Annotated in this window: 21 protein-coding genes; 10 read left to right on the top strand and 11 right to left on the bottom strand. The window is 71.8% G+C overall.

The window, feature by feature from the left end; genetic code table 11:
- Nucleotides 1-149, top strand: a 149-nt coding sequence (locus AB4Y83_RS18535) for an integrase core domain-containing protein (protein ID WP_442297774.1), incomplete at its 5' end; no start/stop codon positions are given.
- On the opposite strand, the gene AB4Y83_RS18530 is transcribed toward AB4Y83_RS18535, so the two are convergent.
- Both AB4Y83_RS18530 and AB4Y83_RS18525 read right to left on the bottom strand, forming a co-directional pair.
- Nucleotides 146-1,441 (bottom strand): ATP-grasp domain-containing protein, encoded by a 1,296-nt coding sequence (locus AB4Y83_RS18530; protein ID WP_442276761.1) that lies wholly within the window; start codon nucleotides 1,439-1,441, stop codon nucleotides 146-148. The genes AB4Y83_RS18535 and AB4Y83_RS18530 overlap by 4 nt on opposite strands.
- 72 nt (nucleotides 1,442-1,513) lie before the next feature.
- Complete coding sequence (locus AB4Y83_RS18525; RefSeq protein WP_442276762.1) at nucleotides 1,514-2,224, bottom strand: alpha/beta hydrolase; 711 nt, start codon at nucleotides 2,222-2,224, stop codon at nucleotides 1,514-1,516.
- Nucleotides 2,225-2,475: 251 nt separating this feature from the next.
- On the opposite strand from AB4Y83_RS18525, the gene AB4Y83_RS18520 reads away from it, so the two are divergent.
- Nucleotides 2,476-4,020, top strand: coding sequence for an HNH endonuclease signature motif containing protein (locus tag AB4Y83_RS18520; protein WP_442297773.1), 1,545 nt, complete (start codon nucleotides 2,476-2,478; stop codon nucleotides 4,018-4,020).
- Between the two features lie 43 nt (nucleotides 4,021-4,063).
- Here AB4Y83_RS18520 and AB4Y83_RS18515 read toward each other — a convergent pair whose 3' ends face one another.
- Both AB4Y83_RS18515 and AB4Y83_RS18510 read right to left on the bottom strand, forming a co-directional pair.
- Nucleotides 4,064-4,429: a TfoX/Sxy family protein gene (locus AB4Y83_RS18515; protein ID WP_442276540.1), complete on the bottom strand. Its 366-nt coding sequence runs from the start codon at nucleotides 4,427-4,429 to the stop codon at nucleotides 4,064-4,066.
- Nucleotides 4,430-4,433: 4 nt separating this feature from the next.
- Nucleotides 4,434-4,784, bottom strand: coding sequence for a TfoX/Sxy family protein (locus AB4Y83_RS18510; protein ID WP_442297772.1), 351 nt, complete (start codon nucleotides 4,782-4,784; stop codon nucleotides 4,434-4,436).
- Nucleotides 4,785-4,972: 188 nt separating this feature from the next.
- Here AB4Y83_RS18510 and AB4Y83_RS18505 point away from each other — a divergent pair, with 188 nt between their 5' ends.
- Both AB4Y83_RS18505 and AB4Y83_RS18500 read left to right on the top strand, forming a co-directional pair.
- Nucleotides 4,973-5,704: a hypothetical protein gene (locus tag AB4Y83_RS18505; protein WP_442297771.1), complete on the top strand. Its 732-nt coding sequence runs from the start codon at nucleotides 4,973-4,975 to the stop codon at nucleotides 5,702-5,704.
- Entirely contained in the window at nucleotides 5,701-6,411 is a 711-nt protein-coding gene (locus AB4Y83_RS18500) for a GAF and ANTAR domain-containing protein (RefSeq protein ID WP_442276543.1), read from the top strand. The genes AB4Y83_RS18505 and AB4Y83_RS18500 overlap by 4 nt, the downstream gene beginning before the upstream one ends.
- On the opposite strand, the gene AB4Y83_RS18495 is transcribed toward AB4Y83_RS18500, so the two are convergent.
- Entirely contained in the window at nucleotides 6,377-7,831 is a 1,455-nt protein-coding gene (locus AB4Y83_RS18495; protein WP_442276544.1) for an MFS transporter, read from the bottom strand. The genes AB4Y83_RS18500 and AB4Y83_RS18495 overlap by 35 nt on opposite strands.
- A gap of 31 nt (nucleotides 7,832-7,862) precedes the next feature.
- Nucleotides 7,863-9,188, bottom strand: a complete 1,326-nt coding sequence (locus AB4Y83_RS18490) for a M20/M25/M40 family metallo-hydrolase (RefSeq protein ID WP_442276545.1) — start codon at nucleotides 9,186-9,188, stop codon at nucleotides 7,863-7,865.
- Between the two features lie 28 nt (nucleotides 9,189-9,216).
- On the opposite strand from AB4Y83_RS18490, the gene AB4Y83_RS18485 reads away from it, so the two are divergent.
- On the top strand, nucleotides 9,217-10,806 hold the full coding sequence (locus AB4Y83_RS18485) for an LLM class flavin-dependent oxidoreductase (protein WP_442276546.1): 1,590 nt from the start codon (nucleotides 9,217-9,219) through the stop codon (nucleotides 10,804-10,806).
- Nucleotides 10,807-10,821: 15 nt separating this feature from the next.
- Here AB4Y83_RS18485 and AB4Y83_RS18480 read toward each other — a convergent pair whose 3' ends face one another.
- Nucleotides 10,822-11,382, bottom strand: coding sequence for a type 1 glutamine amidotransferase domain-containing protein (locus AB4Y83_RS18480; RefSeq protein WP_442297770.1), 561 nt, complete (start codon nucleotides 11,380-11,382; stop codon nucleotides 10,822-10,824).
- Between the two features lie 124 nt (nucleotides 11,383-11,506).
- Here AB4Y83_RS18480 and AB4Y83_RS18475 point away from each other — a divergent pair, with 124 nt between their 5' ends.
- Nucleotides 11,507-12,226 (top strand): MBL fold metallo-hydrolase, encoded by a 720-nt coding sequence (locus AB4Y83_RS18475; RefSeq protein WP_442276548.1) that lies wholly within the window; start codon nucleotides 11,507-11,509, stop codon nucleotides 12,224-12,226.
- Nucleotides 12,227-12,311: 85 nt separating this feature from the next.
- The gene (locus AB4Y83_RS18470; protein ID WP_442276549.1) at nucleotides 12,312-13,298 is read left to right on the top strand and encodes an LLM class F420-dependent oxidoreductase; all 987 of its coding nucleotides are present in this window, start codon (nucleotides 12,312-12,314) and stop codon (nucleotides 13,296-13,298) included.
- 22 nt (nucleotides 13,299-13,320) lie between these two features.
- On the opposite strand, the gene AB4Y83_RS18465 is transcribed toward AB4Y83_RS18470, so the two are convergent.
- Both AB4Y83_RS18465 and AB4Y83_RS18460 read right to left on the bottom strand, forming a co-directional pair.
- Nucleotides 13,321-13,857 carry a DUF4395 domain-containing protein gene (locus tag AB4Y83_RS18465; RefSeq protein ID WP_056778762.1) on the bottom strand — a complete coding sequence of 179 codons (537 nt, stop codon included), beginning with the start codon at nucleotides 13,855-13,857 and terminating at the stop codon, nucleotides 13,321-13,323.
- A 46-nt stretch (nucleotides 13,858-13,903) separates the two neighbouring features.
- Nucleotides 13,904-15,427, bottom strand: a complete 1,524-nt coding sequence (locus AB4Y83_RS18460) for an MFS transporter (protein ID WP_442297769.1) — start codon at nucleotides 15,425-15,427, stop codon at nucleotides 13,904-13,906.
- Nucleotides 15,428-15,507: 80 nt separating this feature from the next.
- Between AB4Y83_RS18460 and AB4Y83_RS18455 the strand changes: the two genes are divergently transcribed.
- Nucleotides 15,508-16,305, top strand: a complete 798-nt coding sequence (locus tag AB4Y83_RS18455) for a deoxyribonuclease IV (protein ID WP_056778768.1) — start codon at nucleotides 15,508-15,510, stop codon at nucleotides 16,303-16,305.
- Nucleotides 16,306-16,380: 75 nt separating this feature from the next.
- Here AB4Y83_RS18455 and AB4Y83_RS18450 read toward each other — a convergent pair whose 3' ends face one another.
- Complete coding sequence (locus tag AB4Y83_RS18450) at nucleotides 16,381-17,211, bottom strand: DUF4118 domain-containing protein (protein WP_442297768.1); 831 nt, start codon at nucleotides 17,209-17,211, stop codon at nucleotides 16,381-16,383.
- A 129-nt stretch (nucleotides 17,212-17,340) separates the two neighbouring features.
- Between AB4Y83_RS18450 and AB4Y83_RS18445 the strand changes: the two genes are divergently transcribed.
- The gene (locus AB4Y83_RS18445; RefSeq protein ID WP_442276552.1) at nucleotides 17,341-17,745 is read left to right on the top strand and encodes a DUF6855 family protein; all 405 of its coding nucleotides are present in this window, start codon (nucleotides 17,341-17,343) and stop codon (nucleotides 17,743-17,745) included.
- Nucleotides 17,739-18,140 carry a DUF3224 domain-containing protein gene (locus AB4Y83_RS18440; RefSeq protein ID WP_442276553.1) on the top strand — a complete coding sequence of 134 codons (402 nt, stop codon included), beginning with the start codon at nucleotides 17,739-17,741 and terminating at the stop codon, nucleotides 18,138-18,140. Before AB4Y83_RS18445 ends, AB4Y83_RS18440 begins: the two co-directional genes overlap by 7 nt.
- A 63-nt stretch (nucleotides 18,141-18,203) precedes the next feature.
- On the opposite strand, the gene AB4Y83_RS18435 is transcribed toward AB4Y83_RS18440, so the two are convergent.
- On the bottom strand, nucleotides 18,204-23,324 hold the full coding sequence (locus AB4Y83_RS18435) for a GH92 family glycosyl hydrolase (protein WP_442297767.1): 5,121 nt from the start codon (nucleotides 23,322-23,324) through the stop codon (nucleotides 18,204-18,206).
- Between the last annotated feature and the right edge of the window lie 51 nt (nucleotides 23,325-23,375).

Genomic DNA, 23,375 nt, shown 5'->3' with positions numbered 1-23,375 from the left:
GATACGCCCACTGCTACACCTCAGAGGACGAGCGACGGGCGGCCCTGCCAGCATGGCTCCACGAGTACAACCACCACCGACCCCACACCGCCTGCGGGAACAAGCCACCCATCACCCGCTTAACCAACCTGTCGGGTCAGTACAGCTAGGACAGCGCGAGCCGCGCCTTCTCGTCCGTGACCCACAGGCCGATGAGGCCGCCGAAGTGGGCCATGAACCGGTCGCGCTCGTGCGCCGGGTAGGTCGTGACGACCGTCGACCGGAGCAGGTTGGCGAAGACGTCGGACTGCACCCACTCGAGCACCGCGGCGTCGAGGTGCGGCAGGTGCTGGTCGCACCACGCCCAGTAGGCGGCCGTGTCGAAGTACTCGTCGGCGATCGCGAGGAACTCGTCGAGCTTCTCCCCGTCGGTGAGGTCGTCCCGGTCGGCGACGTCGAAGTAGCGGCGCATCTCGAGGTCCATCGGGCCTCGTCGACCGGTGATGACGCAGAAGGTCGACCACCGCACGAGCGCCTTGATGGCCCACGGGAAGTAGTAGTGCAGCGACGTGACGGCGACGTCGGGGCAGGCGTTGGCGTAGTCGATCGGATAGACGTCGTCACCCTTGACGAGCATCTCGCACGAGTTGAACTCCCAGCCGAACATCGCGTTGACGATGCGGCTGATGGCCGCGGTCTGCTTGCCGGCCGACGGTGACAGGAAGTCGTAGCTCACGGCATACCGGTTGTGCATGGGCTGCTCGGGCCGGAAGTCCATGACCATCGTCTCGGGACCGATCGACAGGGCCCGGGCGAAGTGGTCGTACTCGATCGTCGACTGCAGGTGCATGAGCATCTCGCCGGACTCGTCGTAGGCCTTGACGAGGTCCGTCTCGTCGTTGATCCGGGAGACACCGCGCCAGCCGCCGCCGTCGAAGGGCTTCATGTACATCGGGTAGCCGAGCTGGTTGGCGATCGCCTTGAGGTCGAACGGGCGGTTGTACTTCGCGGAGGTGTAGGCCCAGCGGACGTTGTCGACGGGGTGCTTGTAGGGCACGAGCCACGTCTCGGGGACCTTGAGCCCGAGACGCATCAGGGCGACGTAGGCGCTGTGCTTCTCCATGGACTGGAAGGTGAAGGGACTGTTGAGCAGGTAGGTGTCGTCCATCAACGCGGCCTTCTTGAGCCACTCGCGCGGGTGGTAGTACCAGTAGGCGAGGCGGTCGATGACGAGCTCGGTGCGCACCGGCTGGCGCAGGTCGAACGGCTCGATGGTGAGGCGCTCGCTCGTCAGCTCGTGGGTGACGCCGTCGTCGGTCGTGATGGGTCCGACGAGCGCGAGCAACGCCTCGAAGGCGGTGGGCCAGTCCTCCTCGGCGCCGAGCAGGAGACCCACGAGATGCGTCCTCGTCGACGAGGTGCTCGATGCGGCGGACAGGTCCTGCTGTGCGGTGTCGGTCATCGTGCTGCTCCTACCGTCGGGGGTCGGGTCATCGACTGCGATCCTTGCAGGAACCGCGGCATCTGTCGCCGGTCAGCGGGTGTCCGGGCGGGCGAGCAGGTCGAGCAGGTACGGGTCGAAGGCCGCCTCCCACGAGCGCCAGTCGTGGCGGCCCGGCAGCTCGGTGAACGACACGTCGTGGCCGCTCGCGGCGAGGGTCTGCGCCATCTGGCGGTTGTTCGTCAGGTTGCCCTCGGCGGTGCCGCACGTCATGACGATGCGCGCGTCGGTGCGTCGCCGCCGGACCCGCCTGACGTTGGTCACGAAGGTCGTCACGCGGTCCCAGAACTCGAACTCCTCCTCGTCGTCGACGCGCTTGCGGAAGAAGGACCCCGACTGCAGGAAGAGCCCTCCGAACGTCCCGGGGTGCAACCACTCCGCCTGGAGCGAGGCGAGCGCTCCGAGGCTCGCTCCCATGAGGCTCGGCCTCCCGTCGATGGCGTATGCCGTCCCGACCGTCGGGAGCACGTGCTCGGTGAGCGCGTCCGCCCAGAGCGGGTTGGCGGCATACCGCTCGTTGCGCCGGCCCGGCTCGAGCAGGACGACGCGGGTCGGCGGGACGCGCCCGGCCTCCGTCGCGGCGCGCAGGACGGAGAGGAGGTGGGCCCGGCGGGAGTACTCCGGCCCGTCGTGGGCGACGAGCAGCGGGAGCCGGTCGCCGCGGCGCGTGCCGACCGGCGTGACGACCGCGATCTCGATGTCCCCGACCGGGGTGCCGGTCACCGTGAGCTTCCTGCGCGCCATGCGGAGACCCTATGCGCGGACGCCGCGGAGGACACCCCGGGCCACCGGCCTCTCGGTCGGAGCGTCGGATTGCGCTGCAGGCAAACCGAATTCGTTGTCCACAGATTCGCCGCGGCTCTTGAACTCATCTCGAACACCTGTTCTACGTGATGCACCGAAGGATCGCCGAGAGGAGGCTCGCCGTGCCGTACGCCCCGTCACCGGTCGAGTCCTCCGGTGCGCCGGCGGGTGGGCGCTGGAGGACTCTGAGGGTGGCGTGGACGGCCGACCGTGGCCGACTGTCCCGGTCGCTGGAGCCGGTGCTGGAGCGGTGGCGCGCGGATGCCGCACTCGCCTCTGTTCCCGGTGCTGCGGTGGCGTGCGGGAAGGGGCGCACCGGTGGTGCTGCCCGGGTGACGGCCGGTGAGCGCGCGGCGGCAGCGGTGGCGTTGGAGGGGTTGGCGCGGGCCGGGGAGCGGGTGCTGGCCGAGATCCAGGCGCTCGAGGTCGCCAAGGCGCGCCTCGAGGCCGACCTGCTCGCCGCGTACGGCGCGCTGGCCGGCATCGAGGCCCACCAGGTCGACGCCCTCCCGGTCGGGGCCCTGGCCCGGGTGTCCGCGCGGGTCTCGCCCGAGCGGGTCGTCACCGAGGAGATCGCCCTCGCGACCGGGGTCGGCGCCGGGGAGGTCGCCCGCCGGCTCTCCCTGGCCACCGCGCCCCGCCGGCACCGGGTCGTCCTGAACGCGCTGCGCGACGGTCGGCTGTCGCTGCACCGGGCGCTGCAGGTCGCCTCCGACACCGCCCAGCTCCCGGACGCGGACGTCACGACGGTCGCGCAGGCGGTGCTCGCCCCGACCCGCGACGGGCAGCCGGTGCCGCAGCGGACCTTCACCGCCCGGCTGCGTCGGGCGGTCGCGTCGGTCGACGCCCGCGGCGCCCGCGGCGCCCAGGCGCGGCACGCGCACGCCAGGGCCCGGCGCGGGGTGTTCGGCCGGCTCACCGACGACGGGATGGGCTGGCTGACCGTGACCACCGACGCCGCCAGCGTCGCCGCCGTCATGGACCGCCTCGAGACCACCGCCCGAGGGCTGCGCGGCGCGGGCGATGCCCGCAGCCTCGACCAGCTCCGCGCCGACCTCGCCACCGACGCCCTGCTGCACCGACCCGGCCACCCCGGACCCGCGTCAGGTGAGGCTGAAGGTGGGACGGACGGTGAGGTCGCGGGTGGGGCGGCGGCGCTGGCGTGGATCGTCGTGCCGTTCGAGGTCGCCACCGGCGAGGCCGACACCGCCTGCGAGCTGCCCGGCCACGGCTGGGTCACCGCGACCCACGCCCGCGAGATCATCACCCGCCCCGGATCCGTCTGGGCCACCCTGCCCGTCGAGCTGCCCACCGGCCGGGCCCTGTCCCGCCCGACCCGCAGCTACCGCCCGACCCGCGCCATGGTCGAGCACGTCCAGGCCGTCGACGGGGTCTGCCGCGGACCCGACTGCCACGTCCCGGCCACCCGCTGCGACCTCGACCACGAGACCCCCTGGCCCACCGGACCCACCCGCGTCGGCAACCTCCACGCCAAACACCGCCTCCACCACAACCTCAAGACCGACGGCATCTGGACCTCCACCCCGACCCCCGAGCACGGCCTCACCTGGACCACCCTCACCGGCCGCACCTACACCACCCACCCCAAGAACTGGCGCGACGGTGCAGACCCACCGGCAGGACGGGGCAGTCCCACCACGTCAACCGATCCCTCACAGGCGCATGGCGATTCAGGGCATCGTCACCTCGGCGCGCACGACCCGCCACCCTTCTGAGTGGGCCGTGCCGCGTCAGGAACGCGGGGTCGGGAAGGCAGGGTCAGGCATGCAGGGTCGCGACATGGTCACGCGCCCGCGTGAGCCAGGCGCGGCGCTCTGCGGCGGGCATCCCCGACGGGAGGCTTCGGTACGCCTTCATCCGGCGGCTGCCCATCGTCAGGACCTCGGAGCCGGGCAGGGTCTCGAGCACGGCCCGAGCATCCGGGGCGAGCTTCACCCCGATGACGTCGTCCAGCGCGACGGCGAAGACGTGCCCGTCGACCAGCGCGGCGAGGGTGCCGAACATCGGGCGCAGCTCGACCCCGGAATCGTCACCGAGGAGCGCGCGCAGCTCCGAACGAGCGGCCGACTCGGTGTCGCCGGCATTGCCGGCATCGCCGGAGTGCCTGGAGTCGCGGGAGGCCACCCGGCTACGTCTTCGGCTTCTTGACCTTGGGCGGGAGCGTCGCGACGTGGTCGCGGGCGCGGTCGACCCAAGCGGTCAGGGCAGCGTCGTCGAGGTCCGGCGGCAGCGAGAGGTAGCCACCCATGGGGCGGCCGGCCGGACCGAACGGTCCGCTGCCCGGCAGCGCCCTCAGCTCCTCGAGCCCAGCCGGATCGAGCTTGACCCCGACGTCCTCGCCGAAGAGCCCGGCGAACATGTTGCCGTTGACGAAGGCCCCGAGGCTGCCGAACATCGGCTTGACCTCGACACCAGGCGCTTGGCTGACGAGACCCCGGAAACGGGCCTTGGCCTCGTCGCTGTGCTTCGGCATGTCCATGGCTCCATGACACCACCACGCAGGTCGCCGTGGCGCCGCTTCGGGGTGCGATCYGGGCAGTAGTGCCGGGCGTAGAGTTCAGGAGTGGTCGCGCAGCAGCCTGACCACCATCCCCTCAGAGGAGCGTCTCACCGTGCGTGACACGCCAGGGCACGCCACGGAGTCCAGCCCGGCAAGGCTGGCCTCCGATGACGGATGAGTACGTCGGCCCCGACCCCCGCCACCGCGCTGCCATCCGCGCGGCCCTGACGCGCGGCATCGCGCGCGACGTCGACCGCCTCCCCCTGCCGGCCCGCCTGTGCAACGCCTTCGTCGACGTCTTCGGCGGCGCCGGCGCCGCGATCACGCTGGGCTACCACCAGCCCGACCGCCTGACGCTCTGCGCGACCGACCCCACGGCCGCGCGGCTCGACGGACTCCAGGAGGTCCTGGGCGAGGGCCCCGGGTGGGACGCCTTCACCTCGCGCCGTGTCGTGACCGCCGACCTGCGACAGCCCACGCCGTGGGAGCACTTCTCGGCGACGGCGCGTCAGGAGCTGGGCGAGCTCTGGGTCTGTGCCGCACCGATGCGACCCGACGACCGCTCCCTCGGTGTCGTCATCGTCTACGACGAGTCGCCCGAGGCCGTGGCGGGAGACCCCGTCGTGGCCCAGTTCCTCGCCGACGCCGTGGGTGCCGCCCTGCTCGGCCACAACGCACTGCTCACCGACGACGTCGGGCCGTGGATCGTGCGCCAGCAGGTGCACCAGGCCGTCGGGATGGTCGTCGCGCAGCTGGGGGTCAAACCGGTGGACGCCATGGCGGTCATCCGGGCCCACGCCTACGCGCATGACACGACCGTAGAGGCGATCGGAGCGCTCGTGCTCGACCGTGCTCTCGACTTCACCGACACGGGCCCGACGACGAAGGACCCCGCATGAACCCGAAATCGACCAGCCAGGTCCTCGCCGAGGCCACGGCCGCCATGGTCGACAGCCACGACGTCACCGACCTGCTGACGCGCCTGCTCCGCGACGGCTCGTCCTCGCTCGGCGTCGATGCGATGGGTCTCATCGTCCAGGCGCCGGACGACTCCCTCGAGCTGCTCGTGTCGACGTCCCACGGGGTGGCCGAGCTCGAGGCCCTGCAGGTGGGTCAGGACGAGGGCCCGTGCGTCGAGTGCCATCGGTCGGCCGCTCCGGTCGTCGCCCTCGGAGCGAGCGTCATCCAGCTGCGCTGGCCGATCGCGGGTGAGGCGATCGTGCGGGCCGGCTTCGCCGCGGTGCACGCCTTCCCACTCGTGTGGCACGGCCGCGCCCTCGGCGCCCTCAACGTCTTCACGCGCAGCGATGCCGCGCTCGACGACGCGCAGCGCGTGATGGCCCAGGCGTTCACCGACATGTCGACGATCGTCATCCTGCAGAGCCAGTCGGTCGACCAGCGCCGGATCACCGAGTCGCTGCGCGAAGCCCTCCTCGGACGGGTCGTCATCGAGCAGGCGAAGGGGGCCCTCGCACACCTGGAGGGGATCGACATGGCGACGGCCTATGAGCTGCTCATCACCGAGGCGGAGCAGCGTGGCACGCCCGTCACCCAGGTGGCCGCCGACGTGCTCAGCCGGGCGCAGCGACAGCGGACCGGTCGCTGACCGGTCGCACGACGGCCAGGAACACCGCTGCGACGAGGGCCGTGACACCGCAGATCGCCCACACCGTGAGGTAGCCGGACAGTGACGCGTGGGCGGTCGCCTCCGCGTCGACCGTGCCCGTCGAGGCGAGGGCGATCGCGAAGACGCTCGAGGCGAACGCTCCGCCGATCGTCTTGGTCGTGTTCGTCATGCCCGTCGTCAGGCCGGTGTGGGTCGGTGGCGCCTGCGCGGCCGCGGCCGTGGGCAGCCCCGCGACGAGCGCTCCGGACCCGAGTCCCGCGATGACCATGTTCGTCATCGTCTGGGCGAGGGTGTCGTGGAAGGGCAGGAAGAGCAGGTAGCCGACCGCGACGAGGACCGCCGCCACGACCATGGCCGCCCGCGTCCCCGTCCGGTGCGCGAGCAGGTGGAGCAGCAGGGCCCCGACGGCGAGCGACAGGACGTAGCCACCGATGATGATCGACACCTTGCCCGCCGAGGCGCCGAGGCCGTAGCCGGTGACGGCCGGGTCGGTGCGCGCGAAGGTCGACAGCGGGATCTGCGCGCCGAGCACCGACACGCCGAAGAGGAAGGCCGTCGCCTGGACGGGCCACTGGCCACGCGCCCCGAGGATGCGCAGGTCCACGAGGGGCTCCGGGTGCGCGAGCTCGGCCCGTGCGAACGGCACGAAGGCGGCAGCGCCGAGCAGGACGAGCACCCACGGCCACGGGCTCCCCGGTCCGAGGACGCGCAGCATGACGAGGCCACCCATGACGAGGCCGAGGGCGAGGGTGATGAGCCAGAAGCCGCGCCAGTCGACGGTGCCGTGGGCGAGCACGGGAGACTCCTCGACGCCGAACCAGATCGCGACGAGAGCCAGGGTCACGACGACGGCCGGCAGCGCGAGCAGGGCGGTCATGCCGAGCGACTCGGCGAGGGCGCCACTGGTCAGGGCGCCGGCGATGACCCCGAGCTCGAGCCCGGCCACGAGCAGTCCCGCTGCACCGCGCACGCGTCGCTCGGAGCCGCCGGTGCGGCGGTGGATGATCGCGACCTCCATCGGCAGCCACACGACGTAGAAGCCCTGGATCGCCCAGGCCACGAGGAAGAGACCGAAGGTCGGCGCGAAGGCGACGCCCCACGAGGCCACCGCCGTGACGACCGTCGAGAGCAGGAGCACCTTGCGGTGCCCGATGAGGTCGCCGAGCCGCGCGAGGAGCGGCACGACGAGCGCCGACACGATGAGCTGGGCGGCCTCGAACCAGTTGACGTCGGCGTCCTTGATCGACAGGTGCCGCGCGATGTCGGTGAAGATGGGGGTGTAGTAGCCCTGCAGCACGCCGCTCGCGAGCTCGACGCAGATGAGGAAGCCGACGACCTTCGTGATCGGGCTGCGGGCCACGGCCCGGGCGGCGTCGGAGACGGCCGTGCTGTCTGACATGCGGATCTCGTTCTCTCTCAGGCTGACTCGACTAGAGCTGTTCGATGAGGCGGCGGTACCACGCGATGCCGTCGTGGAGGTCTGCGACGCCGATGCGCTCGTCGACGCCGTGGATCGAGGAGCGCTGCGCGTCGGTCATCCGGAACGGCGTGAAGCGGTAGACGCGCGGCCAGACGCGGTGGAAGTGGCGTGAGTCGGTGGCCGCGAGCATGACGTACGGCACCGCCACCGTCCCGGGGAACACCTCCCCCACCGTCGACTCGAGGAGGGCGTATGCCGTGTCGTCCGTCGGCGACACCGGGCTCGGCTCGTCGCCGCTGACCAGCGTCACCTCGACGTGGGGGTCCTTGACCGTGCGGCGGATCCGCTCGATGGCGCCGTCGACGGTCTCGCCCACCATGACCCGCATGTTGACGTGGGCCCGCGCGGTCGCGGCGATGACGTTGGCGCCCGGGGAGCCGGAGAGCTGGGTCACGGCGACGGTCGTCCGGGTCAGCGCCGCGGTCTCGTGCCCCAGCCGCGGGAGGACCCGGGAGAGCACGGGCCGCAGCAGGCGCGCACGACCGAAGACCGCGGCATACGGCATACGCGCATGGGCGCCGGCGCGCTCGAGCATGTCGACGGTGGCGTCGGGCAGGTGGCTCGGGAAGGGCTTCCGCTCGAGGCGCAGGATCGCGCGGGCCAGCCGGCTCGTCGCGCCCATCCGACGCGGCGCGGAGGCGTGGCCCCCATCGCCCCGCGCGATGAGGTCGACGTCGACCGTGCCCTTCTCGGAGACGCCGATGACGGCCATGGGCGCGTCGACCCCCGGGAGAGCGCCCTGCACGATGGCGCCGCCCTCGTCGATGACGAACCACGGCTCGACCCCTCGCTCGCGCAGGATCGCGACGGCGTCCTTGGCGGCGCGCCCCGACACCTCCTCGTTGCAGCCGAACGAGAGCCACACGTCCCGGCCCGGGGTCACCCCTTCGGTGATGAGGTCCTCGACCGCCTGACAGGTCGCGACGAGCGACCCCTTGCAGTCGAGCGCCCCACGGCCCCAGACGTGCCCGTCGGCGACCTCTGCCGCAAACGGTGGGTGCGTCCACACCGACGCGTCGTCGACGGGGACGACGTCGAGGTGCGCCATGAGCACGACCGGAGGCTCCTGCGTACGGCCCGGCCAGCGCACGAGCAGGGCGTCGCCGCAGATGCGCTCGACCTCGCACGCGGCGTGCAACCGCGGGAAGCGCTCGCGCAGCTCGGCGAGGAGCGCCTCGAACACGGCTCGGTCCTCGCGCGCCGGTTCCCAGTCGGAGACCGTCGGGATGCGGATCAGCGCCCGGAGCGCCTGGACGGCAGCGTCGTCCCCGTTCATGGCCCGGAGCGTATGCCACCCTGACCGCATGGACTACCTGCACGACCTCCACTTCGGGGTGTTCGCGAGCCCCGACGCGTCCCGGGTGCACGAGACGCTCGAGCTGGCGCAGCTGGCCGACGTCGTGGGCCTCGACCTCTTCACGGTGCAGGACCACCCCTACAACGCCAAGCACCTCGACACCTCCACCCTGCTCACGGCGGTCGCGGCGCGCACGAGCTCGATCCGCGTCGCGGCCAACGTCGCCAACCTGCCGCTCCGGCCTCCGGTCGGGCTCGCCAAGCACATCGCGACCCTCGACGTCATCAGCGGCGGCCGTGCCGAGCTCGGTCTCGGCACCGGCGCCTTCTGGGACGCGATCGTCGCGGCCGGCGGCGAGCGCCGCACACCCGGGGAGGCCGTCGACGCGCTCGTCGAGGCGATCCGGATCATCCGCGGCGTCTGGGGCCAGGACCCCGACCAGCCGGGCGCGCGGTCGGTCACCGTGCCTGGCGAGCACTACTCGGTGACCGGGCTGCACACCGGCCCCTTCCCGGTGCACCCCGTCGAGATCTGGCTCGGTGCCTACAAGCCGCGCATGCTGCGAGTCACGGCCCGTCTCGCCGACGGGTGGCTGCCGAGCATGGGCTACGCCGACCCGGAGGCCCTCCCGGGGATGAACGCCGTCATCGACGAGGCCGCCGACCGGGCCGGTCGCGGCCCGCAGGCGATTCGCCGGATGTACAACGTCTTCGGCTCGTTCGGCACGGGCGGTGGCTTCCTCCGGGGCACGGCCGACGACTGGGCCGAGCAGCTGGCGGCTCTCGCCCTGGCTGACGGGATGAGCACGTTCGTCCTCGGCACCGACGACCCCGACGTCCTGCGGCGGTATGCCGTCGAGGTCGCCCCAGCCGTGCGTGACCTCGTCGACGCCGAACGTGCCCGCCGCGCCCGCGGGGCCGGTGACGTCGGTGCGGCGCCGCCAGCCACCCCGCCGACCTCGGCGGCCCCGGCCGACGGCGCGCCACTCACCGTCCGCGCGACACCGGACGACGGGGTCCGACTCAGCCCGACACTCCCCTGGGGGGAGGACGACCGTCCCGTGACCGCCAAGCCCGAGCACGCGGCATACTCCGCCGCCGAGCAGGCCGTCCCGCAGCACCTCGTCGACGTGCACGACCACCTGCGGGGCGAGCTGGCCCAGCTGCGCGACATCGTCGGCCAGGTGCGCCGCGGCGCGATGTCGACCGGGGCCGCACGGTCCGTCATCAACACGATGGCGATGCGGCAGAACAACTGGACGCTCGGCGCCTACTGCGAGACGTACTGCCGCCTCGTCACCGGGCACCACACCCTCGAGGACCGGAGCATCTTCGTGCACCTGCGCGGGGCGGAGCCCGATCTCGGCCCGGTCATCGACCGGCTCGAGGAGGAGCACCACGTCATCTCGGACGTGCTCGAGCAGGTCGACGACGCCCTCGTCGGGCTCGTCGGGAGCGAGCCCTACGGCCGGGCCGGCCAGGACGCGCTGGACGAGATCCAGCGCGCCCTCGACCTGCTCACCGACACGCTCCTGTCACACCTCGCCTACGAGGAGCGCGAGCTGCTCCACCCGCTGGCCCGCCACGGGTTCGGCTGAGCTCCGGGTGGCCCCTCAGGCGGAGGGTGCTGCCGTCGCGGCAGCCGAGCCGTGCTCGAGCGCCTCGAYGACGGCGCCGCAGAAGTCGGGCAGGTCGTCGGGGTTGCGGCTCGTGATGAGGTTGCCGTCGACGACGAGGGACTCGTCGGTCCACTCGCCACCGGCGTTGCGGATGTCGGTCTGCAGGCTCGGCCACGACGTGAGGCGGCGGCCCTTGACGACGTCGGCCTCGATGAGGGTCCACGGCGCGTGGCAGATCGCGGCGACGGGCCGGCCGGACGCGACGAAGTCGCGCACGAGGGCCACGGCGTCGGCGTGCGTGCGCAGGTTGTCGGGGTTGGCGACCCCGCCAGGCAGCACGAGCGCGTCGAAGTCCTCGGCCGTGGCGTCGGCGACCGTGACGTCGACGGCCTTGGTGTCCGCCTTGTCGAGGTGGTTGAACATCTGCACCTCGCCGGCCTCGGGGCTGACGACGACGGCCTCGTGCCCCGCGTCGGTGACGGCCTTCCACGGCTCGGTCAGCTCGACCTGCTCGATGCCCTCGCTCGCGACGAGGAATGCGACTCGCTTGGCCATGTGGCCCTCCTTTGCTCTGGGTGGCGTCGACCGCCACCCTCGGCTCCTACCCGCAGAGCGGCTGCCTCTCACCCGACGTTCGACAGCCCGGGCGCGCGGCACCGGTCGCCATTAGGGTCGGCCCATGGCCAAGGAGCTCGTGGTTCCCCTCGCGCCGAACGTCTGGCGCATCCCGCTCGTGCGCGACCTCGTCAACGGTTTCATCCTGCGCGACGACGACGGCCAGGTGACGCTCGTCGACATGGGCCTGCCGAGCTCGGGGCCCAAGGTCATCGCGGCCCTGGGCGCCATCGGGGCGGCCCCGGCCGACGTCACCCGCCTGCTGCTGACCCACGCCCACCCCGACCACGCGGGCGGGGCGGCGCACGTGGCCCGCGAGACGGGACGCGGCTTCACGATCCACCACGACGACGCGGCATACGCCGTCGAGGGGTCCTCGCCGCCGCGTGACCGCAGCTTCCTGCTCGGTCGCCTCTTCGACCGCTTCTCCCGGCCCGGCCGCGACTTCGAGCCGCTCACCGTGGAGCGCGAGATGACCGACGGCGAGGTGCTCCCGATCGCCGGCGGCCTCCGGGTCGTGCACACTCCCGGGCACTCCCCCGGGCACGTGTCGCTGCTCCACGAGGAGTCGCGCACGCTCATCACGGGCGACGCGATCTTCAACGTCATGGGCCTGCGCTGGCCCGTCAAGTCCTTCTGCACCGACTTCCGCATGACCCAGCAGACCGCTCACCTGCTCGGCGAGCTCGACTACGACGTCGCTGCGTTCACGCACGGCGCGGAGCTGCGCGAGCGGCCGCGCGAGGCGATCCGCACCTTTCTCGGGAGGCACCGCCCGTCCTGACGGGACCGCCACGATCCACAGCCTCGTCCACAACTGTGGACAGACCCTGTACAGGCAGTTCCCGAGAAATGGGTAGGTCTTCGGCGTGACGAACTTCGGATACACCCTGATGACCGAGCAGAGCGGCCCCAAGGACCTCGTCCGCTGGGCCGTGCGCGCCGAGGAGGTCGGCTTCGACCTCGCGGTCTCGAGCGACCACTACTCCCCGTGGCTCACGGAGCAGGGGCACGCTCCGTACGCGTGGTCGGTGCTCGGCGCCGTGGCGCAGGCCACCGAGCGCCTCGAGCTCATGACCTACGTGACGTGCCCGACGATGCGCTACCACCCGGCCGTCGTCGCGCAGAAGTCGGCGACGATGCAGCTGCTCTCCGACGGCCGCTTCACGCTGGGCCTCGGCAGCGGCGAGAGCCTCAACGAGCACGTCGTCGGCGAGGGCTGGCCCGGTGTCGTGACCCGCCAGGAGATGCTCGTCGAGGCCATCGAGATCATCCGCGAGCTGCACTCCGGCGAGCTCGTGACCCACCACGGCGAGTACTTCGACGTCGACTCGGCGCGCATCTGGGACCTGCCGGACATCCTCGTCCCGGTGGCCGTGGCCGTCAGCGGCGACGCGTCGATCGAGCGGCTCGCCGCGCTCGCCGACCACATGATCGCGGTGCAGCCTGAGGCGGAGCTCGTCGAGACGTGGAACCGCACCGACGGCGCCGAGCGCATCGGCTCCGGCGCCCGCGCGATCGGCCAGATCCCGATCAGCTGGGACCCCGACCGCGACGCGGCGGTGGCCCGAGCCCACGAGCAGTTCCGCTGGTTCGGCGGCGGCTGGTCGGTCAACGCCGACCTGCCCACCCCGGCCGGCTTCGCCGGTGCCACACAGTTCGTGCGCCCCGAGGACGTCGCGGCCTCGATCCCGTGCGGGCCCGACCTCGACGCGATCGTCGAGGCCGTGCGCCCCTACTGGGAGGCGGGCTTCACCGACATCGCCCTGGTCCAGATCGGCGGGGACGCCCAGGCGCGCTTCCTCGACGAGGCCGCCGGCCCGCTGCTCGAGAAGCTGCGGGCCGCCGCCGGCTGACGGTCAGGCCGCCGACTGACGGTCAGGCCGCCTGCTGGCCCGCGCGCTCGGCGACGAGACGCTCACGACGCTTCGTGATGTCCGCGCACTCGAGGCAGACCTCCTCGGGGATGACGCCGAGGCGCATGAGGCCCGAGAAGAGGATGCAGCCGACGCAGATGCCGAGGATCGACTCGAGCGCCGGGAAGAGCACCATGATGGCGCCGATGACGACGACGGCGACGATGACGCCCGTCGAGCCGGTGACGAGGGAGATGACCCAGAGCGCGGTCGCGGCGACCGTCATGACCGCACCGATGGCCGCCGCGAACCGCTTGGGCGGACCGGCCGTCGGTCGCTTCGGCGCGGAGACGGCGGGTCGGATCCACCGCTGCACGAGCCGGGCGATCGGGCTGACCCGGGGTCCGAGCGTGGCCCGCAGGCTGAAGTCCACGGCGAGGACGGCGTAGAGCCACCACTGCTGGGTCGCGAGGGCGACGACGCCGATGACGAGCACGACGGCGGCGATGAGCCGGACCGTGATCTCGTCGACGACGGCGGGGAAGCGCGAGGAACTCATCCCTGCATTATGCACTACATAAGTCAAGGTTATGCAACCTGGGCGATCAGCGCGAACGCAGCACTCGCAGGGCAATGACCGCGCAGGCCACGAAGAGCGCGGCGCCCACGCCGGCCACGACGGTGAGGCTGGCCGTGAACGCCTCCTGGGCCGCGGTCACGAGGCCGCGGGCGGCCTCGGCCGGCAGGGTCGTCGCCGTGCGGACGGCGCCGGCGAGGGAGTCGAGCGCGGCGGTGGTGGCGCTCCCGCCGTGCGCGGCGGCAAACGGCGCCAGCTGGTCGCGGTAGACGAACGTCGCGAGGGAGCCCAGACCGGCGATGCCGACGGCGATCCCGAACTCACCCGACGTCTCGGACATGGAGGCGACCGACGCGGCGCGCTCCGGCGGCGCCGACTGCATCATGACCCCCATCGTCAGGGTCGACGGGAGCATGATCCCGAAGGAGGTCAGGCACATGCCGAAGACGAGCAGGCCGAGGCCCTGGGCCGGGCCGACCTGCGTGTAGAGCGCGAGTCCCGCGGCACAGACGACCAGACCGGTGGCCATGGTGCGCGCCGTGCCGAGGCGGTGGGCGATCCGCGCCGACGAGGACGCACCGACGAGCAGGGCGATGTTGGCCGGCAGCATCGTGAGGCCCGCGCCCAGCGGGTCGAGGCCCGCGACGAGCTGCAGCCACTGCGAGCTGAGGAACGACACACCGGCCATGACCACGCCGCCGACGAGCATCACCGCGAGCGCCGTCGAGAAGGAGCGGCTGCGGAAGAGCGTCAGGTCGACGAGCGGGTTGGCGATGCGCCGCTGACGGCGGACGAACACGAGGGCGAGGGCGCACCCGACCGACATCGTCAGGAGGGCCGTCGTCGTGTCGCCGCCGCGGGCGATCTCCTTGAAGCCGTAGATGACCGGCAGGATCGCGGCGAGCGACAGGACCGAGCTGACCACGTCGACCGGGGCGCCGGCGTGCCGGTCGGACTCCGGCAGCACGCGACGGCCGACGACGACGAGCAGCACCATGAACGGGACGCCGAGCAGGAACGCCGAGCCCCACCAGAAGTGCTGGAGCAGGACGCCGCCGACGAGCGGACCCACGGCCATGCCACCCATGAAGCACGAGTACCAGACGCCGATCGCCGTCATCATCGCCTTCTCGTCGGTGAAGATCGTCCGGATCAGGCCCATCGTCGACGGCATGAGCGTGGCGCCGGCGATGCCGAGCATCGCGCGCCAGAAGATCAGCTGACCGGGGCTCGAGGCGTAGGCGGCCGCCGCGCTCGCGACGCCGAAGGCCACCGCGCCGATGAGCAGGAGGCGCTTGCGCCCGATGCGGTCCCCGACCGCGCCCATCGTCACGAGGAAGCCGGCGAGGACGAAGGAGTAGATGTCGAGCATCCACAGCTGCTGGGTCGTGCTGGCGCCGAGGTCTGCGGACAGCTCCGGCAGCGCGAGGTAGAGGACGCTGACGTCGAGGGAGAGGAGCAGGGCCGTCAGGGCGAGGACGCCGAGGGCGACCCACTGCCGGCGGGTCGGCCGCGCGGTGGACAGGGTCTGGGGCTGCGAAGTCGTCGTCATGCCCTCACGTCGAACGGGCCCGCGCCGTCTCGACACGGCCACGCGAAATCGGTGTCGGCCGGGCGGCATACGCTGGCGACATGGCTCTACACATCGGTGCGCACGTCGACCAGGAGGACCCGATCGCGGAGGCGAAGGCGCGCGGGGCGTCGCTCTCGCAGCTCTTCCTCGGCGACCCGCAGAGCTACAAGGGCCCCGTGATCCGCTATGCCGGTGGCGCGGCAGCGCTCAAGGCCGACGCCGAGGCCGCGGGCATCGACCTCTACGTCCACGCGCCCTACCCGATCAACGTCGCCAGCCTCAACAACCGCATCCGCATCCCCGGCCGCAAGCTTCTCCAGCAGCACCTGACCGCCGCGGCCGAGATCGGCGCCAAGGGCGTCATCGTGCACGGGGGCCATCTCGGCGCCGACGAGGACGCCGCCACGGGCTTCGACAACTGGCGCAAGTGCGTCGACGGCCTCGACCTGCCGGTGCCGCTCCTCATCGAGAACACCGCAGGCGGCGACAACGCCATGGCCCGCCGGCTCGAGGCCATCGCCCGGCTCTGGGACGCCATCGGCTCGGCGTCCGGCAGCGACCAGGTCGGCTTCTGCCTCGACACCTGCCACGCCCACGCCGGCGGCAACGACCTCGGCACCGTCGTCGACGAGGTGCGCGCCATCACCGGGCGCATCGACCTCGTCCACGCCAACGACTCGCGCGACGAGTTCGACTCGGGCGCCGACCGCCACACGAACTTCGGCTCCGGGCACATTGCCGGCGAGGCTCTCGCTGGCGTCATCCGCGCGGCAGGGGCGCCCGTCGTGTGCGAAACACCGGGCGGACTCGAGGGCCAGACGGCCGATATCGCCTGGCTGAGGTCACAGGTCGACTGATTCCGTCGTCTCCCAGCCCGGTCTCAGGAATTCCTGACCGTCTCTTTACCCAACGGGCTCGCGCGGGCCCCTAGGTTACTCAGGGGTTGCGAACGGGTCGCCGACGATGCCGGCTCCTCGCGCCCGCACGCTTGCGCCGTGTCCCGCCATCCCCTCCTCGGTGGCGGGCCGCGGCGCTCGTGCGTTCGCCATCCGGTCCGCGAGGAGCACGGCCACCCTCAGCTGCTCCGAGGTGGGCCGCACGACGTGGGTCGACGCGGTCACGCGGAAGTGACCGACGACGTCGGTGCCGCGACGGACGACGACCGCCGTGTAGCCGTCGGTGGGCAGCCCGGTGCGCTCGACAGGGAGCCGTCGTCCCCCCGTCGTCACCTGGCCGTCAGCCCCGATGACGGCGTCGTTCCAGCGGGGCCGGCCGGCGTCCCACGAGCAGCGGTCGGCACCGAGCACCGTGGTGATTGCGGTCGCGATGGCCGTCGACCGGGCGTCCTCCGTCGTGTCGGGCGGCAGGTCGAGCAGCTGGGTCAGGCCGGAGATGTAGCCGTCCCGGCGCTGGGCGGCGGCCTGCTGGCGACGCCCCCAGAGTGCGATCTCGGTGACGGCGAGGCCCACGACGACGAGCGCCAGGGCGAGCTCGAGGTCGTCCCGGTGGTGGATCGAGAGCGAGTAGAACGGCTCCGTGAGGAAGAAGTCGAAGGCACCGGCAGCCGCGAGCGCCGCGGCGACACCGGCGACCCGGTCACCCGTGGCGGCGGCCGCGACGACCGTGAGGACGAGCACCATGGCGGCGGTGCTCTGGTTCATCCCGTCACGGAAGAGTCCGAGGGCCGCGCCCACGACGATCGGCAGGAGCAGGGAGCCCCAGCGCGTCCAGGAGCGGTGCTCGGCGAGCCAGTCAGTGGTCATGACTCCACGCAACACCCGGCGGCAGGGACACCTCGCCATTTCGCCTGCATCCTGACGCGATCTTGACGCCGTCCTGACGACGCGGGAGTAGAAAGGTGGGGCGATGACGTCGAGACCCAGGAGGACACCGTGAGCGGGACCGGAAGCGCCGACGACCCGTGGGTGCTGCGCACGCCACCGGGCACCTCGGAGTACACGATGCACCGCGCCGACGACACCGAGCCGCCGCAGCTCGTCTGCCAGGTGGGCTCGACGCGGCTGACCTACGACGCCCGGGTCGTCGACGACCTCCACGCCTGGCTGCGGGAGCAGGGCAACTGGGTCCCGCTCGGGTCGGCCGACGAGCAGAAGCCGGCCAAGGAGGGGACCGTGGAGGCCTGGGCCCGCTCGGAGGGCAACCCGGTCGGTGGCTGGTACGGCCTGCGCAAGGGCTACCGAGGGCGCGTCGGGATGTACCTGCCTCCGCTGCTCGAGGAGCTCGGTCTCGCCGAGGTCGAGCACGGCACCCGCAACAACCGCATGCGCGCATGCTGAGCACCTCGACCTTCACGACGTCCGACTTCGACGTCACCGACTACGTCCCCGACGTGACGACGGCGCTGCCCACCGGGCACCTGCGGATGCGCAAGGCGTATGCCGGTGACGTCGAGGGCCGCAGCGTCACCCAGTTCACGTCGGCCTTCGACCAGACCTCCGGCGTCGGCACCTACGTCGCCCTGGAGTCCTTCGAGGGCACGGTCGCCGGGCGCCACGGCGCCTTCAACTTCGTGCACGCGGCCTCGACCAGCGGCGCGGACCGCGCGAACGAGTACGGCCTCATCGTGCCGGGCAGCGGCACCGACGAGCTGGCTGGCATCGAGGGCACCGTCCGACTGCACGTCGACTCCGACGGCACCCACCGGATGGACTTCGAGCACAACCTCGGGTGAGGACGCAGCAGAGCGGCGCGGGGAGGCGTGTTCCCCGCGCCGCTCTGCTGTGGTGCCTCCGGGCTAGCCGACCGTGACGGTGAGCGAGCTCAGCACGTCGGACCGGGAGTCCGAGACGAGGACCCGCACCGTGTAGGTGCCGGCGGCGGCCCACGTGTGGCCGCCCGTGACGGTGGCCGTGCCGTCGGCCGCCGTCGTCACCGTCGCGTCCTCGGTCACGGTGCCGTCGCCCCACTGGACGCGGGCCGTGTAGCCGGTGTCCGCGGGGACGCCGCCCGACGCAGTGCCCAGCGTGACGTCGGTGTCGGCGCCGGTCGCCGCGGTGGCGTCGGAAGCGGCCGCGACGGTGAGGGCCGAGCCGTTGTCGGCGACGGCGAAGACGTGGATCCGTCCGGCCGTCGTCGGGTCGCCGGTCTGCCTGGCCAGGGTCACCGACTCGACCGTCTTGCCGGCCGGCACCGTGAGCGGCGCGGTGGCGAACAGCTTGGCGCGGCAGCCGTCGGTGCCCGTGCCGTTGAGGCGGTAGGCCATCTCGATGGCCACGGTGTTGCCGAACTGCGCGGATCCGCACCAGTCGCCGTACTGCACCGGGTAGCTCGTCGTCGAGCCGTCCGTGAAGCGCACCGTGGCGGTCGTGTCCTGGTTGCGCTGCGTGCCCGTGCCGATGAGCGACAGCTTCGTCGCCCCCGGGGCCAGCGTCACGGGCAGGGTCTGACCCGCACCCGTCGCGTTGTCCTTCTCGCCGACCGGGATGCCCGGCATCGAGTAGCGGAGGTCGGTCCCCGGCACCGTGAGCAGCTTGCCGGGCACACCACCTGCGGCAGCGAGGGCTGCACGGGACAGGCCCGCGTCCTTGCCGTCGCAGTGGACGACGTCGCCGACGTTGCCGAAGCACACGGAGTCGAACCCGGCGGCATACGCCGGCGTGGACGCCTGGTGCACGGTGACGGCGCCGAGAGCGGAGCCGCTGTCGTTCGCCGTCGTGACGGTGACCTTGGGCTGGTACGGCCCGGGCTCGGCCCACGTGTGGGTGCCGCGGACGGTGTACGAGCCGAGGTCGCCGGGCTCGATCGTGCCCGCCGAGCTCGTGCCGTCACCCCACGCGATGGTCGCCGTGGCCGTGGCGGACGGATCGGTGCCCTGGCCGACGCCACCCGAGAAGGTGGCGACGGTGCCCGACCAGGCGGTGTCCTCCGCGACCTCGAACGGCTCGGCCGCCGAGACCTTGAGCCCGGTGTTCTGGGCCTTGGAGCCGTCGGTGAGCAGCTCGAGCTCGGAGAGGTTCGCGGCCGCACCACCCGCGGTCGCCGTGACGACGAGCCGGTAGGTCGTGAACGTGCCGGCGTGCGCGATCTCGAACGGACGCGTCTGCACCCGCCACGGGAAGACCTGTCCCGTACGCGTGTCGAGCGTCTGCCACGTCTTGCCGTCGTCCTTGCTGCCCTCGAGACGCYAGGCCGACGGGTCGCCGGCCTTCGGTCCGGAGGTGAGGGTGTACCAGGTGGCCCGCTGGCCGACGCCCGAGAGGGCGAAGGTCACCGACGGCGTGCCCGAGGTGAAGGACACCCCGGTGCGCGACGTGTTGTCGAAGAGGGCCTTGGCGTCGACGCCCGACGCGAGGTCGGTCGCCGTCGCGGTGCCGCGGCCGGGACCGGTCGCGTCCTTGAGCGGCGTCGGCGCCTCGGTGCCCTGCGTCAGCGACGGCGGGGCGTCCTGGGCGCGGGAGCCGAAGTCGGACGGCTTGGCACCCATGGCGAAGTCGACCGTGGTCGGGCCGGTGAGCTCGTCCTGGCTGATCGAGACGCTCTTGTGCTTCGTGCCGTCGACGGTGACGCTCTGCACGTAGATGTTGCGCTCGGAGTTGCCGGGCGCGTTGACGACGAGGTCGCCCTGCGTGCGCTTGACCGTGACCTGGTCGAACTTCGGCGAGCCGATGGCCCAGTTGGCCGAGCCGACCTGCAGCGGGTAGATGCCCAGCGAGGAGAGCACGTACCACGCCGACATCTCGCCGTTGTCCTCGTCACCGGGGTAGCCCTGGCCGATCTCGCCGCCGACGTAGAGGCGACGCATGATCTCGCGGACCTTCTCGGCCGTCTTCCACTGCTGGCCGGTCCAGTCGTACATGTAGGCGATGTGGTGGCTCACCTGGTTGCTCTGGCCGAGCTGGCCCATGCGGACGTCGCGGGCCTCGAGCATCTCGTGGATGACGCCGCCGTAGCCGCCGGGCTTCGTCGCCGTCTCGGGCGTCGAGAAGAAGGTGTCGAGCTTCTTCGCGAGCGCGTCACGGCCGCCGTAGAGGTTGGCGAGGCCGTTGCCGTCGAACGGCGCGTGGAAGGCGAAGTTCCAGGCGTTCGTCTCGGTGTAGTCGCCGCCCCAGTCCTCGGGGTCGAAGCTCGACGGGAAGGTGCCGTCGGCGCCGCGGCCCTGGAAGAAGCCGACCTTCGGGTTGAAGAGGTTGCCGTAGTGCGTCGCCCGCTCGAGGAAGTACCTCGACTCCTCGGCGAGCTGGGCGCGGCGCGACGTCGGCGTGGCCGGGTCCTTGGCGAGCTTGGCCGCCATGGTGCCGATGCCGAAGTCGTTGACGAGGCCCTCGAGACCCCACGAGACGCTCTCGCCCGTGTCGGTGCTCGTGTAGCCGAGGAAGGTGGACGTGTCGAGACCCTTCCGACCGACCGCGCTCGACGTCGGCAGGACCGTCGCGTTCTTGACGGCGGCGTCGTAGGCCGCGAGCGGGTCGGGCAGCTTGACGCCCTTGGCGTACGCGTCGGCGAACGCCACGTCCGAGCTCGTGCCGGTCATGAGGTCGGCGTAGCCCGGCGAGCTCCACCGCGCGACCCAGCCGCCGTCGCGGTACTGCTGCACGAAGCCGTCGGCGATCTCGGCCGCCACCTCCGGGTAGAGCAGGCTGTAGGCCGGCCACACGGTGCGGTAGGTGTCCCAGAAGCCGTTGTTGACGTAGATCTTGCCGTCCTTGACGGCGGCGTTCGTCGTCGTCGCCGTGGCCGAACCGCTCTTGGCCGCAACGGGGCTCGCGTACTGGTAGCGCGGGGCCGCAGCCGTGCCGGTGTTCTCGAACTGGCTGTTGGGGTAGAGGTTGAGCCGGTAGAGGTTGGAGTAGAGCGTCGTCCGCTCGGTGTCGTTGGCGCCCTTGACGCTGACGACGCCGAGGCGGGCGTTCCAGGCCGTCTTGGCCGCGGCACGCACCGCGTCGAAGTCGCGGGCCGCGAGCTCGAGGGCGTGGTTCTTCTTCGCCTGGTCGAGCGAGATGAACGACGTCGACAGCTTGAGGACGACCTGCTTGTTCGTGCTCGTGTCGAAGGAGGCGTAGCGGGTGCCCACGTGACCAGCCGGCGCCGTGCCCACCGTTGTGGCCGGCCGGTCGAAGGTGCCGTAGACGAACATCCGGCTCCGGCCCGCGGACAGGCCGCTGCCGTTGTCGACCCAGCCCGTCATGGAGCCGGTGGCCGCGTCGACGGTGAAGGTGCCGCTGTCGTCGATGGTGTCGACGACGAGGCTGCCCTTGCTCGCCGATGCGGGGAAGGTGAACCGGTAGACGCCGCCGTGGTCGGCCGGTGCCGTCTCGGCGGTGAGGCCGCCCGCGAGAGCCACCTTGTAGTAGTCGGGATGGGCCACCTCGGTCGCGTGGTCGAAGGCGAGAGCCCGGCCGGACGCACTGCCCGTCGGGGTGCCCGTCGCGATGGAGGGCATGACCGACATCTGGTTGCGGTCACCCATCCACGGGCTCGGCTCGTGCGAGACCGCAAGGCCTTGCAGGACAGGGAGGTTCGCCGCATTGTTCTGCGCCTGGTAGTAGTACTCCCACGACTGCGAGGTGGCGTTCGTCACCGGGGTGAAGAAGGTGAAGCCGTTGGGCACCGCGCTGATCGGCAGGTTGTTGCCGCGAGAGAAGCCGCCCGAGGCGTTGGTGCCGCGTCGCACGTCGACGTAGTTCGTCAGGTCCGATCCGTCGATGGCCGCCGGGTCGGCCTGGACCGCGACGTCGTCGATCCAGCCGCCGAAGCGGGTGTCCTTCGTGGCCCCTCCGACGTTGTCGTAGCCGACGAGGACGCGGTCGATCGTCTTGCCCGCGGCGACCTTGCCGACGTCGAGCGCGACGGCGTTCCACTGGTTGGCGTAGAGGATCTTGCCCTTGCCCTGGCCGCTCGGGCTGCCCGCGACACCGTGCTGGTCGTCGGCGCCGAGGTCGGACAGGTAGGTGCCGTCGGTGAAGCGGACGTCGAGGGCGGCATACGTGGACGGGTACTCGAGGTCGCCCGAGATCATGTCGGGGAAGATCTTGTAGCTCAGCTGGGTCCTCGACGTGACCGGCAGGTCGACGTCGAAGAGCCGGTTCCACGCGTAGCCGCGGCCGTCGGCGGTGTGGCCACCGGAGTAGCGCAGCGCCTTGACGCCGGTCCAGCCGACGAGCGGCTTGATGTTGAAGCCCGAGATGGGACCCGAGCCGACGATCGTCTTCATCGGCGTCGCCGGGCCCGAGCCCGTGCTGCCGTCGGAGAGGTCCCAGTCGGCGAGCTGGACCGTGCCCCCGGAGTGGATTGCCGTGACGTTGAGCCGGTAGTACGCGTACGTCCCCGCCGTCGTGACGTCGAACGTGCGCGTGGCGAAGCGTCCCGAGAAGTCGATGCCCGTGCGGCGGTCGAGGTCGGTCCACGTCGTGCCGTCGGCCGACCCCTGGAGCGTGAAGTCCTTGGGGTCCCGCTCCGGGGAGTCGTTGGCCGACGTCAGCGAGTAGCGGACGGCCTTGGCCGGCGTGCCGAGCTGGTAGCGCACCCAGCCGCTCGAGGCGAAGGCCAGCCACTTGCTGTCGGGGTTGGCGTCGGCGAGGTTGGCCGCGACCTCGCCCGGGGTGTTCTCCGCGCTCGCGGTGACGCCGACGACCGAGCCGAGGAGGCTGCCGTTGGCGCTCGCCGTGCCGGAGACGTTCTGCTGCCGCGGGCCGGCGGGACCGGACTCGACGGTCGAGAGCGCCGGCTGCGCCTGGCCGGTCTCGAACGAGGTCGAGAAGTCACCCGCGCCCGCGACGGCGGTGGGTGCTGAGAGCGGCGCCGCGGCAGGGCTGCCGGCGGCGTTCGCTGAAGCAGGACCGGCGACCGCACCCGCGGTCGACGTGGCCAGGACTGCCAGGGCGATGACGCCTCTGTGGATCCCGGATCTCATGGGCATGGGTTCCTCCGTGCTCGTCGTTGAGCCGTGCTGAATGTCAGGTCGCCGCCG

The organism is Terrabacter sp. RAF57, assembly GCF_052113925.1.
Classification (GTDB): domain Bacteria; phylum Actinomycetota; class Actinomycetes; order Actinomycetales; family Dermatophilaceae; genus Terrabacter.
Note: the sequence above shows the minus strand (reverse complement) of the source record. Positions and strands in the feature narration are given on the sequence as shown.

What these genes read in the sequence shown, in the direction of transcription:
- AB4Y83_RS18465 (WP_056778762.1), bottom strand. Translation starts at nt 13,857, where the DNA reads ATGAGTTCCTCGCGCTTCCCCGCCGTCGTCGACGAGATCACGGTCCGG.
- AB4Y83_RS18460 (WP_442297769.1), bottom strand. Translation starts at nt 15,427, where the DNA reads ATGACGACGACTTCGCAGCCCCAGACCCTGTCCACCGCGCGGCCGACC.
- AB4Y83_RS18505 (WP_442297771.1), top strand. Translation starts at nt 4,973, where the DNA reads ATGACGGATGAGTACGTCGGCCCCGACCCCCGCCACCGCGCTGCCATC.
- AB4Y83_RS18500 (WP_442276543.1), top strand. Translation starts at nt 5,701, where the DNA reads ATGAACCCGAAATCGACCAGCCAGGTCCTCGCCGAGGCCACGGCCGCC.
- AB4Y83_RS18455 (WP_056778768.1), top strand. Translation starts at nt 15,508, where the DNA reads ATGGCTCTACACATCGGTGCGCACGTCGACCAGGAGGACCCGATCGCG.
- AB4Y83_RS18490 (WP_442276545.1), bottom strand. Translation starts at nt 9,188, where the DNA reads ATGAACGGGGACGACGCTGCCGTCCAGGCGCTCCGGGCGCTGATCCGC.
- AB4Y83_RS18510 (WP_442297772.1), bottom strand. Translation starts at nt 4,784, where the DNA reads ATGGACATGCCGAAGCACAGCGACGAGGCCAAGGCCCGTTTCCGGGGT.
- AB4Y83_RS18440 (WP_442276553.1), top strand. Translation starts at nt 17,739, where the DNA reads ATGCTGAGCACCTCGACCTTCACGACGTCCGACTTCGACGTCACCGAC.
- AB4Y83_RS18495 (WP_442276544.1), bottom strand. Translation starts at nt 7,831, where the DNA reads ATGTCAGACAGCACGGCCGTCTCCGACGCCGCCCGGGCCGTGGCCCGC.
- AB4Y83_RS18485 (WP_442276546.1), top strand. Translation starts at nt 9,217, where the DNA reads ATGGACTACCTGCACGACCTCCACTTCGGGGTGTTCGCGAGCCCCGAC.
- AB4Y83_RS18525 (WP_442276762.1), bottom strand. Translation starts at nt 2,224, where the DNA reads ATGGCGCGCAGGAAGCTCACGGTGACCGGCACCCCGGTCGGGGACATC.
- AB4Y83_RS18475 (WP_442276548.1), top strand. Translation starts at nt 11,507, where the DNA reads ATGGCCAAGGAGCTCGTGGTTCCCCTCGCGCCGAACGTCTGGCGCATC.
- AB4Y83_RS18450 (WP_442297768.1), bottom strand. Translation starts at nt 17,211, where the DNA reads ATGACCACTGACTGGCTCGCCGAGCACCGCTCCTGGACGCGCTGGGGC.
- AB4Y83_RS18530 (WP_442276761.1), bottom strand. Translation starts at nt 1,441, where the DNA reads ATGACCGACACCGCACAGCAGGACCTGTCCGCCGCATCGAGCACCTCG.